This window comes from Nakamurella sp., from assembly GCF_048594475.1.
Taxonomy (GTDB): domain Bacteria; phylum Actinomycetota; class Actinomycetes; order Mycobacteriales; family Nakamurellaceae; genus Nakamurella.
The window spans coordinates 1-10,770 of the sequence record NZ_JBMDXT010000104.1; the positions used below are offsets into that span (position 1 = coordinate 1).

Here is a 10,770-nt window from a genome sequence, read left to right on the forward strand (position 1 = left end):
AAGCTGTTGGCGGACCGCCTGGCCCAGGCGGTCCGCCGGGACGGCGCCCGCCGCGGCGTCCGCGTCGAGATCGTCGACGTGCCGCTGCGCGGCCTGGCCCGGCCGATCGCCGACGCGTTCGTCACCGGCTTCGCCCCGCCCGCGTTGCAGGCGGCGCTGGAATCGGTGTACGCCGCCGATGCGCTGATCGCGGTCACGCCGGTGTTCAGCGCGTCCTACAGCGGCCTGTTCAAGTCGTTCTTCGACGCCGCCGACCCGCAGGGCTTCGCCGGCAAGCCGGTCCTGCTGGCCGCGACGGGTGGGTCGGCCCGGCACTCGCTGGTGCTGGATCACGCACTGCGGCCGCTGTTCGCGTACCTCAAGGCCGAGCCGGTGGCCACCGGCGTGTTCGCCGCGACCGCCGACTTCGGGGCCGGCGCGGACTCGGCGTCGGGTGATCTGGACCGCCGGATCGAGCGGGCGGGAAGCCAGCTGCTGACCGCCCTGGCCGCGGCCGCGCCGTCCGTCGTCACCCCGCCCGCCGCCGCGGCCGAGCCGGCCCCGGACCTGGAGGACGAGATCGCCGACGACGCCGTGCAGCGCGCCGCGCGGGTCCACCTGGGTCCGGAGCCGTCCCGGGTCGAGGCGCGCCGACGCCGCGACGCCGACCCGTTCGACGACCTCATCCCCTTCGAGCGGCTGCTGCACCACGGCTGACTCGCCCGGGGCGCCGGCTCCCCCGGGGTGGGCTGATCAAACCCGCGCGGGACGCCCGGTTTGTCCGGCTGGGGCCCGGCTTTGATCAGCGAACCAGCCGCCGAACGAGCCGGCGGGCGAACCGGCGAGCAGCGAACCGAAGCGGGCGCCGGCGGCCGACGGAGCCGTCAGGCCAGGGTGGCCAGGGCGCCCCGGAAGCCGGTGACGAGGTCGTCGACCTGCTCGTCGGTCATCACGAACGAGGGCGAGACCTGGACCGCGCCGGCGCCGACGGCGCGGGTGGCCACGCCGTGCGCGCGCAGCTCCCTGGCGACGCCCATCGCGGCGCCGGCGTCGACCAGCTGCACGGCGGTCACCGCGCCCAACCCGCTGCGGACCTCGGCGACGCCGGGCAGCTCGGCCAGCGGCGCGAACTTCTCGTGCAGGGTCCGGGCCAGCCGGTCGGCCTCGCCGAGCAGGCCCTCACGCTCGATGATGTCGAGGTTGACCATCGACGCGGCGGCCGCGGCCGCGTGGCCCATGTAGGTGTAGCCGTGCCGCCACCAGGCCTCGCCGGCCGGGTCGAAGAACGGCTCGGCGACCCGCGGCGCCACGAACACCGCGCCCATCGGCACGTAGCCCGAGGTCAGCCCCTTGGCCGTGGTCATCATGTCGGGCTGCAGGTCGAACCGGGTCGAGGCGAACCAGGCCCCGCCGATCCGGCCGAACCCGGTGATCACCTCGTCGGCGACGAACAGGATGTCGTGGTCCCGGCAGATCTGCCGCACCTCGGCCAGGTAGCCCTCCGGCGGCAGGTAGATGCCGCCGGCGCCGATAATGGGCTCGCAGAAGAAGGCGGCGATCCGTTCCGCGCCGACCTGCTCGATCAGCTCCAGCAGCGCCTTGCCCGAATCCCACTCGATGGTCGCGACGTCGTCCATCAGCTCGCCGTACCCGTCGTGGTTGCCGGGGATCCCGGCCAGCGCGGTGCCCGCCACGTGCATGCCGTGGTAGGCCTTCTGCCGCGCCACCACGATCTCCTTGGCCGGCGAGCCGACTTCCCGCCAGTAGCGACGGGCCAGCTTCACCGCGGTGTCGATCGAGTCCGAGCCCCCGGAGGTGAAGAACACCTTGCTGCCCTCGACCGGCGCGATCGCGGCCAGCCGCTCGGCCAGGGCGACGGTGGTGTCCACCGCGTAGTCGCCGAACGTGGAGTACGCCGCGATCCGCCGGATCTGGTCGGCGACCGCGTCGGCGATCTCGGTGCGCCCGTGGCCGACGTTGGTGAACCACAGGCCCGCCGTGGCGTCGAGGTAGCGGTGGCCGGCGGCGTCGAAGACGTAGGCGCCCTCACCGCGGGCGATGACGAAGGCGCCGTTCTTCTCGACCGCGCCCATGTTCGCGAACCCGTGCCACAGCGCACCCATTGCCTGATCCTTCGTGCCGTCGTCGTCCCGGGCCGGACGGCCCCGCCGAGCCACGACGGTACCGCCCGCCGGCGGCGCGGGTCGCCGCCGCCAGGGGGTCAGCCAGCGGCGAGCAGCCGTGCCAGCGTGGTCGCCGGCCGCCCGGTCAGCAGCGCGACGTCGCCGCTGACCGGGGCCAGCTCGCCCGACGCGATCGCGGTGTACGTGCTGACCCAGGCCTCGACCTGCCACTCCGGGGCGCCGTACCCGGCGCGCGAGGCGAAGGCCTGGGCCACCGTCTGAGGTTCGTACCGCACGGTCCGCCCGGTCGCCTCGCTGATGATCCGGGCCGCGTCGGCCAGGCTCAGCGACTCCGGTCCGGTCAGGTCGTAGGTCCGGCCGTCGTGCGGCGACCCCGACGGGGCCGTGCCGCCCGGACCTCCCGGGGCGCCCGCCGCCGCGAGCAGGACGGTCACGGCGGCGTCGACCACGTCGCGCCGGGCCACCGCCGACACCCGCCCGTCGCCGGCCGGACCGAGCAGCACCCCGTCGGGCCCGGCGAACGGGACCAGCACGTCGGCGTAGAGGTTGTCGCGCAGGAAGGTGAAGGGACCGCCGGCGGCCCGGATGTGCTGCTCGGTGTGCCAGTGGTCGCGAGCCAGGGTGAAGGTCGCGTCCGCGGCCGCGGCGAAGAACGACGTGTAGACGATGCGCCGCACCCCGGCCGCGACCGCCGCGTCGACGAACGACCGGTGGGCGGCGAGCCGGTCGAGCTCCTCGGCCCCGGAGACCATGAACACGGTCTCTATGCCGGTCAGGGCCGCGGCCACGGCGGCCCCGTCCGCGTAGGTCGCCACCGCGACCTCGGCCCCCGGCAGCCGGGGGGCCCGCGCGGCGTCGCGCACCAGCAGCCGCAGGGGCACGTCGTGCGCGGCCAGTGCCGCGGCGACCCCACCGCCGAGCTGCCCCGTCGCGCCGGTGACGGCGACCGCCGGGGTCATGCCGGGGACCGGGAACCGGCGGGGCGGCGGGTGTCTGTCGTCACGGTCAGCAGTGTCGCACCCGGCTCGCCGGGCCGCTCCCGGCGCGACGGCGAACGGGCCGCCGCCGGCGCCTTACCATCGGCTGATGCGGGCGGACCCTGACTCCTCGACCGGTGCGACCTCGTTGACCCGGGCGCTGGCCGCCGGACCGGTCGTCCTGGACGGCGGACTGGCCACCCTGCTGGAGGCCCACGGCCACGACCTGACGTCGGCGCTGTGGTCCGCTCGGTTGCTCGTCGAGGATCCCGACGCGATCGGGGCGGCGCACCGCGAGTACTTCGAGGCCGGCGCCCAGGTCGCGATCACCGCGTCCTACCAGGCCTCCCTCGACGGGTTCGCGGCCATCGGAGTGGGGGCCGACGAGGCCGAGCGGGCGATCCGCCGATCCGTCGAGGTCGCCCGGGAGGCCGCCCGCCAGGCCGGCGCCACCGGTGACGCCGAGCCCGCGCGCCGGTGGGTCGCCGCCTCCGTCGGCCCGTACGGCGCGGCCCTGGCCGACGGCTCGGAGTACCGGGGCGACTACGGCCGCAGCGAGCGCGAGCTCGCCGCCTGGCACCGGCCGCGCCTGGAGATCCTGGCCGAGGCGGGCGCCGACGCGCTGGCCGTCGAGACGATCCCGTGCCTGGCCGAGGTGTCCGCCCTGCTGACCGAGATCCAGCGGCTGGACGTGCCGGCCTGGTTGTCGTTGACCTGCGACCGCGGGCGGACCCGCGCCGGTGAACCGGCTGCGGAGGCGTTCGCGATGGCCGCCGAGGTCGACCAGATCATCGCGGTCGGGGTCAACTGCGTGGAGTCCGCGCAGGCCGCCGATCTGGTCGCCCAGGCGGTCGAGACCTCCGGCAAGCCGGGCGTGGTCTACCCGAACAGCGGGGAGCAGTGGGACGCCGTCGGCCGCCGGTGGGGCGGACGGTCGACGTTCGGTCCGGAACACGCCGCGGTCTGGGTGGCGTCCGGAGCGCGGCTGGTCGGCGGCTGCTGCCGGGTCGGCCCGGACGCGATCAGCGAGCTGGCGCGGTCCGCACCGGGCTGGCCGACGGGACCCGGCTGCGTCTCGTCGCGCTGACGACCCACACCCCGAGCGCGACCACCGCGCCCACCTCGCACAGCACCAGACCCCGCTCGACCAGGCCGATGGGCAGCGCCCGGTACCACGGGACGCCGGTGACCGGGCTGAGCAGCCACGCCCCGATGAGCGTGCCGAACCAGGCCAGGCCGGCCGCGGCGAGCCAGAACGCCCAGCGCGGGGCCACGCCCGGACCGGCCTGCCGGCGCCGGGTCAGCAGCATCACGGCCGCCGGGAGGCAGGCGAACGCCACCAGGCTCGCCACCCGATGGATCTGACCGTTCGTGCTCGGTCCGACGGCCCAGTCGTGCTTGGGGAAGACGACGACCACCAGCAGCGCGCCCACCCACGCCAGACCGAGCAGGAATCCGGCCGACGACGAGCGGGCCAGCCCGGCCCGGGCGGCGGCGACCAGGATGGCCAGCGATCCGAGGGCCAGCGCCACGACCGCGACGTTGAACGCCCAGGCCGACCCGGTCAGCGCGTATTCGCTGATGGTGCGCCGGACCGGGGAGATCGCCGCGGTGGGCGGCGCGACGTGCAGGGCCCCGACCAGCAGGGCGGCGGTCAGCGGGCCGAGCAGGCCGGTCGCGGCCAACCGGCCGGCCGAAGCCCGCGCCGTGCCCCGGGCGGCCGGAGAGCCGGAGGCGGGCGAAGAGCTCGGGGCGACCGGCTCACCGGACCGGGCGGTGGTCGCTGCCGCATCGCTCACGTCGGAGGGCCTTCCTGTCGTGGCCGGTGGCCGGTCGTCGTCGCGGGGTCCCCGGCGGCCGGGCCTCTGGGGGTATCCACCACGGTACGGACGCCTCCTGAGCGCAGACCCGGATCCGGTGCGCGGCCGCGGGGGCCGGAGCCGGCTCCCGGCTCGGCCACGACCGGTTCGGCGACCGCCGCGTGGTCCAGATCACGGATGGGTGACGTTCCCGGGACGCGCGCGAATGATCGCGAAACGACCGCGGGGCGTGCGGACAATCGGTCAAGGGGGTGGCGTCATGACGCGGATGGATCGACCTGGGGTGACGGCGGGTGGAGGAGCGGTGCGGAACACACGCAGGAGGAAGCCCCGGTGGGCCGCGGCCGCGGTCGCCGTCCTGGCCCTGGGATTGACCGCATGTTCGGCCCGCGGAACCGCGGGCTCCTCGGTGCTCGGCACGTTGACCGACCCGATGTCGGCCGCGTCCGCCCCGTCCGCCCCGTCGGCGTCGCCGTCCGGGTCCGGCCCGACGGCCGCCGTCACCGTGCCGTCCACCACCGCGACGGCGGTCCCGGTCCCGCCGCCCCCGCCGGCCGAGGTGACCGCGTCCCCGGCCGACGGCACCGAGGGCGTCGACCCGCTCGCCCCGGTCACGGTGACGGTGGCCAAGGGCACCCTGGAATCGGTCCGGATGACCAACCCGGCCGGGGAGGAGATCCCCGGCACGCTGGCCGCGGACAAGCTCTCCTGGACGGTCGGGACCGAGCTCGGGTACGGCCGGACCTACACCCTGGTCAGCGCCGCCCGCAGCGCATCCGACGGGACGGTCGTCGAGACGACCAGCAGTTTCACCACCGTGGTGCCGAACAACAAGACGAGGGCGTCCACGTTCCCCTCCGACGGGATGACCGTCGGCGTCGCCCAGCCCGTCGCGATCCACTTCGACGAGCCGGTGCCGGACCGGGCGGCCGCGCTCAAGGCGATCACCGTGACCACCACCCCGGCGCAGACCGGCGGCTTCCGCTGGATCGACGACCAGGAGGTCCGCTGGCGGCCGGCCGAGTTCTGGCAGCCCGGCACCACCGTCGCGGTCGCCGTCGACATCTACGGCAAGGACCTCGGGGACGGCCTGTACGGCCAGGAGGACACCGCCACGACGTTCACCGTCGGCCGGTCGATGATCGCCGAGGTCGACGACACCACCCACACGATGGTGGTCAAGGAGAACGGGGCGGTCATCAACACCATCCCGGTCTCGCTCGGCAGCAACAAGTACCCGACGTACAACGGCATCCACGTGGTCGCCGAGAAGTACGACTGGAAGCTGATGGACTCCAGCACCTGGGGTCTGACCGGCGCCGGCGCCTACCGGACGAACGTGCAGTGGGCGACCCGCATCTCCTCGTCCGGCGAGTTCGTGCACGCGGCGCCCTGGTCGGTCGACTCCCAGGGCTACGAGAACGTCTCCCACGGCTGCGTGAACGTCTCCACCGACGCGGCCAAGTGGTTCTACGACACGTTCATCCCGGGCGACCCGGTGATCATCAGCAACACCGTCGGCCCGACCCTGGAGGTCTGGGACGGCTTCGGCGATTTCCAGCTGCCGTTCGACCAGTACGTCCAGCAGACCTGATCCGGCGGCCGGGGGAGCGGGCCGCCGAACGCGACGGGCGGCTCGGGCATCCCCGGGCCGCCCGTCGCGCCGTCGGTGCGGTTACCGGTAGAGCGAGTCCAGCTCGGACATGTACTTCTGCTCGACGATCTTGCGCCGGACCTTCATCGAGGGCGTCAGCTCGCCGTCCTCGATGGTCAGGTCGCGCGGCAGGATGATGAACTTCTTGATCGTCTCCCAGCGTTCGAGCTGGCCGTTGAGCTTCTGCACGTGCTCGTCGATCAGGGCGTGGACCTGCGGGTCCTGCGCCAGTTCGGCGGTGCTCCGGCCGGCGAGCCCGTTCTTGGCCGCCCACCCCTGGATCATCTCGTCGTCCAGCGTGATCAGCGCGGAGGCGAAGTGCCGGCCGTCGCCGTGCACCACGATGTGTCCGGAGTAGGGGCACTCGGCGCTGAAGATGACCTCGATCTTCTGCGGCGCGACGTACTTGCCGCCCGAGGTCTTGATCAGGTCCTTCTTCCGGTCGGTGATCTTGAGGTAGCCGTCGTTCAGCTCGCCGATGTCGCCGGTGTGGAACCAGCCGTCGCTGAACACCTCGTCCGTCGCGTCCGGCCGGTTGTGGTAGCCGCGCATGACGCCGGGACCCTTGACGAGCACCTCGCCGTCGTCGGCGATGCGGAACTCGGTGCCGGGCAGCGGCGGGCCGACCGTGCCGATCCGCGCGTCGTGCGGCAGGTTGACCGCCGCCGCCGCGCTGGTCTCGGTGAGGCCGTAGCCCTCCAGGATCTTCATGCCGACGGCGTCGAACCACTCCCAGACCTCGGAGGACAGTGCCGCCGAGCCCGAGACGAAGAAGCGGATGCGGCCGCCCATCCGCTCCCGCACCTTGCTGAACACCAGCTTGTCGGCGATCGCGAGCTGCAGCCGGAGCAGCAGGCCCGGCCGGCCGCCCTGCTGCCGGATGCGGGACGCCTTGATCCCCACGCCGATCGCCCAGTCGAAGATCTTGGCCTTCAGCCCGCCCTCGCCCTGGGCGGTGAGCGTGACCTTGGCCCGCACCTTCTCGAAGATGCGCGGGGCCCCGCCCATGAAGGTCGGCTTGATGACCCCGAGGTTCTCCACGATGCGGGTCAGGTCGCCGTCCACCGCGGTGCTGAAGCCGAACTCCAGCTGCACCGCGGAGAGCACCTTGCCCAGCACGTGCGACATCGGCAGCCAGAGGTACTGGACGTCGTCCGGTCCGAGGATGTTCAGGGCGGCGACGGCCTTGCCCTCGTACACCCAGTTGTCGTGCACCAGGCGCACGCCCTTGGGCTTGCCGGTGGTGCCCGAGGTGTAGACCAGCGTGGCCAGGTCCTCCGGGCCGCAGCCGGCGATCCGGTCGTCGACGACGGTCGGCTGCTCGGCCAGCAGGGCCGCCCCGCGCTGCTCCAGCTCGGTCAGGGTGACGACCTCGACGCCCTCGTGCCGGTGCACGTCGGCCTCGGTGCCGTCGAACAGCACCACGGCCTTGAGATCGGGCAGGTCGGAGTCCAGCGCCTTGTTGGCCTGCTCGGCGTTCTCGGCGACGAGGACGACCGAATCGGAATCGCCCAGGATGTAGGCGACGTCCTCGCGCGCGGTCGTCGGATAGACGGTCGTCGTCGCCGCGCCGGCACACAGCACACCCAGGTCGGCCAGGATCCACTCGATCCGGGTGGTCGCCGCGATGGCCACGCGTTGCTGCGGCTGGACCCCGAGGGCCACCAGGCCGGCGGCGATGTCGAAGACCCGGACCTTGGTCTGGGCCCAGGACATCGACCGCCAGGCACCACCGACCAGGTACCGGAAGGCCTCCCGGTTCGGCGTCTTGTCGATCCGTTCGACGAACAGGTGGCCGAACGACTGCGCTCGATCGGTCAGGGCTGCGGTCATCTGGGGGACGTCCTCCTTGACGGGGCCGGATGGGCACAGGTGGCGACACGCCACGTCAGTACGGTTGGACTTCCGACCTTACGTGGCGCACGTCACCATTGTCCCCTCGGTGACCCAGGACAATCCGGCAAATCCCCCAGATGTGAACGATGACTCACTCACATCGCGATTTCCCGGCCCGTCGCGGCCGGGGTCAGCGCAGCCGGGTGATCCGGACCGTGACCTCGTTGCCCGTGGCCTCCGGCCCGGCGTAGACACCCTTGACCGGCGGCACGTCGCGGTAGTCCCGGCCCCGACCGACCACGACGTGTGCCTGGCCGGGCGCGGTCAGGTTGGTCGGGTCGAAGCGGTTCCAGGAGCCGTCGAACCACTCGATCCAGGCGTGTGACTCGCCGACGACGGCCTTGCCGATCTCCACGGTGCCGCCCGGGTGCAGGTAGCCGGACACGTACCGGGTGGGCACGCCCATCGAGCGGAGCATGCCGATGGCCAGGTGCGACAGGTCCTGGCAGACGCCGCGCCGGGCCAGGTAGGCCTCCACCGCCGAGGTGTGCACGCCCGTCGCCCCGACCTCGTAGGTCAGCGTGCGATGCACCCATTCGCAGACGGTTCGGGCGGCCGCCTGCGGGTCGGCGGAGGAGTCCTTGATCTCCGCGGCGATGCCGAGCAGCTCGTCGTCCAGCTCGGTCAGCGGGGTCGGGGTGAGGAACTCCTCGAACCGGTCCGCGCAGTCCGACTCCGTCAGTTCGGCCCAGCTCATGGCGCTGCCGGCGCTCGGCGCGACGTTCCAGCCCGCCGCCTCGGCCCCCGGCCAGCTGCCGGCCGGCGGGAACGTCTCCACCGTGGTCGTCGCGGTGACGGCCAGGTGCCGGTGCGGGCGGTGGATGTCGAACGCCGAGACCCGGGTGCCGTAGTAGTCGACGTAGGACAGCACGCCCTCGAACGGGTCGATCTCCAGCCGGGCCGAGAGCACGGCCTGGCCGGGCTCGTCGTTGGGCTGCATCCGGACCTCGTTGTACGACGTCGTCACGGTGTCCGGGTAGGTCAGCACCGTCCGGTGCACGATGAGCAGGCGCCAGATCTCCGGCATGGGCGGCTGCTGGGCCTGGTACTGCGCCAGCGGGTCGCCCGGGTCCGTCGCGGCGCCGCCGGTCCCGTCCACCGCGTCGGTCGTTCGGCCAGCCTCGCTCATGCCGCCCCTCCTTCTGCGCCGATGTTCGCCCAGGTCACCGAGTCCTCGCGGCGGAAGAACGAGTTCGTGACGGCGGTGTGGGCGCTGTAGACCGTCCGCTGCAGCGTGGCCAGGATCTGCTCGCGATCGGCGGCCAGTTCGGCGCCGGTCCGGTAGTCCAGCCCGGTCCGGGTCCGGCCGACGATCCGGCGGGCCGACGACGGGTCGCGCCGCGGGTCCATGTACCGGGTCGCGCCGATCGCCTCCAGCTCGGCCAGGCAGGCCTCGGCCGTGGTCAGCGAGCGGATCACCGACCGGGGGAACGACCGGTCGAGCAGCACGAACTCGTAGGCCGTCAGCTGGCCGATACTGCCGCCGTGGCTGCGCACGTACGGCTCCCAGCCGCCGCACGCGCTGACCAGCGCCCGCCAGGGCGGCACCGATCCCGTCTCGGACTCGGCCGCGGCGAGCAGCCGGATCGTCATGTCGGCCCGCTCCAGCGAGCGGCCGATGACCAGGAACTGCCAGCCCTCGTCATGGGTCATGACCTCGGAGACCAGGCCGTTGGCGATCGCGCACCGCTCACCGACCCAGCGCAGGAACACGTGCGGGCCGGCGCCGCCGGCCTCCCGCGTGCGCAGGCCGTGCCAGGTGACGTTCAGGCACTCCCACACGTCCAGCGGGATCGCGTCGCGGACGCCGCGGGCGTTGTCCCGGGCGGCGGTCAGCGCGCCGGCGACGGAGGAGGCCCGTTCGCTGTCGAACACCAGGGCCCGGACCAGCTGTCCCGAGTCGGCCCGGCTGGCCGCGCCGACGGTCTCGTCGTCGGACAGGCCCATCGAGTCCAGCAGCGACCGGATGACCTGGTGGTCGGCCTGCCAGGAGCCGGCCGGCAGCAGGTGCAGGTAGGTGTCCAAGATGCGGGCGGTGCAGTCGGCCCGTTCGACGTGGCGGCCGAGCCAGTACAGCGACTCGGCGATCCGGCTCAGCACTGGCCCCGCTCCTGTTCCTCCGACGCGCCCGGCCGCGTCTGCGACTGGACCATGCCGCCCATCCGCTGGACCTGCCGGCCGTCCTGCTGCTGCTGTTCGTGCTGGCTGCGGAAACCGAACGTCTCCTCGGCCGGGCTGACCGGCGGGTGGAACGAGAAGTCCGGAATGCTCATCACCTGCGTCTGGTCGGCCGCCGGCTC

Annotated in this window: 9 protein-coding genes and 1 pseudogene; 3 read left to right on the top strand and 7 right to left on the bottom strand. The window is 73.3% G+C overall.

What is annotated here, in order from left to right:
• A partial coding sequence (locus tag ACOJUF_RS05300) for a CE1759 family FMN reductase (protein ID WP_420120819.1) occupies positions 1-696 on the top strand: 696 nt, incomplete at its 5' end.
• 167 nt (positions 697-863) lie between these two features.
• Here ACOJUF_RS05300 and ACOJUF_RS05305 read toward each other — a convergent pair.
• Positions 864-2,102, bottom strand: a complete 1,239-nt coding sequence (locus ACOJUF_RS05305) for an aspartate aminotransferase family protein (RefSeq protein WP_420120820.1) — start codon at positions 2,100-2,102, stop codon at positions 864-866.
• A 98-nt stretch (positions 2,103-2,200) separates the two neighbouring features.
• Positions 2,201-3,082, bottom strand: a complete 882-nt coding sequence (locus ACOJUF_RS05310) for an NmrA family NAD(P)-binding protein (protein WP_420120821.1) — start codon at positions 3,080-3,082, stop codon at positions 2,201-2,203.
• 127 nt (positions 3,083-3,209) lie between these two features.
• Here ACOJUF_RS05310 and mmuM point away from each other — a divergent pair, with 127 nt between their 5' ends.
• On the top strand, positions 3,210-4,187 hold the full coding sequence (gene mmuM, locus ACOJUF_RS05315; protein ID WP_420120822.1) for a homocysteine S-methyltransferase: 978 nt from the start codon (positions 3,210-3,212) through the stop codon (positions 4,185-4,187).
• On the opposite strand, the gene ACOJUF_RS05320 is transcribed toward mmuM, so the two are convergent.
• Positions 4,123-4,899: a DUF998 domain-containing protein gene (locus ACOJUF_RS05320; RefSeq protein ID WP_420120823.1), complete on the bottom strand. Its 777-nt coding sequence runs from the start codon at positions 4,897-4,899 to the stop codon at positions 4,123-4,125. The genes mmuM and ACOJUF_RS05320 overlap by 65 nt on opposite strands.
• 325 nt (positions 4,900-5,224) lie before the next feature.
• Here ACOJUF_RS05320 and ACOJUF_RS05325 point away from each other — a divergent pair, with 325 nt between their 5' ends.
• The gene (locus ACOJUF_RS05325) at positions 5,225-6,514 is read left to right on the top strand and encodes a L,D-transpeptidase (RefSeq protein WP_420120824.1); all 1,290 of its coding nucleotides are present in this window, start codon (positions 5,225-5,227) and stop codon (positions 6,512-6,514) included.
• Between the two features lie 81 nt (positions 6,515-6,595).
• Here ACOJUF_RS05325 and ACOJUF_RS05330 read toward each other — a convergent pair whose 3' ends face one another.
• From ACOJUF_RS05330 to ACOJUF_RS05345, 4 genes and pseudogenes are all read right to left on the bottom strand, one after another.
• Positions 6,596-8,407, bottom strand: a complete 1,812-nt coding sequence (locus ACOJUF_RS05330; protein ID WP_420120825.1) for an AMP-dependent synthetase/ligase — start codon at positions 8,405-8,407, stop codon at positions 6,596-6,598.
• A 193-nt stretch (positions 8,408-8,600) separates the two neighbouring features.
• Positions 8,601-9,599: a transglutaminase family protein gene (locus ACOJUF_RS05335; RefSeq protein ID WP_420120826.1), complete on the bottom strand. Its 999-nt coding sequence runs from the start codon at positions 9,597-9,599 to the stop codon at positions 8,601-8,603.
• Positions 9,596-10,570 (bottom strand): alpha-E domain-containing protein, encoded by a 975-nt coding sequence (locus ACOJUF_RS05340; protein WP_420120827.1) that lies wholly within the window; start codon positions 10,568-10,570, stop codon positions 9,596-9,598. Before ACOJUF_RS05340 ends, ACOJUF_RS05335 begins: the two co-directional genes overlap by 4 nt.
• Positions 10,564-10,770, bottom strand: a pseudogene (locus ACOJUF_RS05345) (circularly permuted type 2 ATP-grasp protein); the annotation flags it as partial. The pseudogene ACOJUF_RS05345 and the gene ACOJUF_RS05340, both read right to left, overlap by 7 nt.

Coding starts and splice junctions, on each gene's coding strand:
- ACOJUF_RS05305 (WP_420120820.1), bottom strand. CDS start 2,102: ATGGGTGCGCTGTGGCACGGGTTCGCGAACATGGGCGCGGTCGAGAAG.
- ACOJUF_RS05310 (WP_420120821.1), bottom strand. CDS start 3,082: ATGACCCCGGCGGTCGCCGTCACCGGCGCGACGGGGCAGCTCGGCGGT.
- mmuM (WP_420120822.1), top strand. CDS start 3,210: ATGCGGGCGGACCCTGACTCCTCGACCGGTGCGACCTCGTTGACCCGG.
- ACOJUF_RS05330 (WP_420120825.1), bottom strand. CDS start 8,407: ATGACCGCAGCCCTGACCGATCGAGCGCAGTCGTTCGGCCACCTGTTC.
- ACOJUF_RS05335 (WP_420120826.1), bottom strand. CDS start 9,599: ATGAGCGAGGCTGGCCGAACGACCGACGCGGTGGACGGGACCGGCGGC.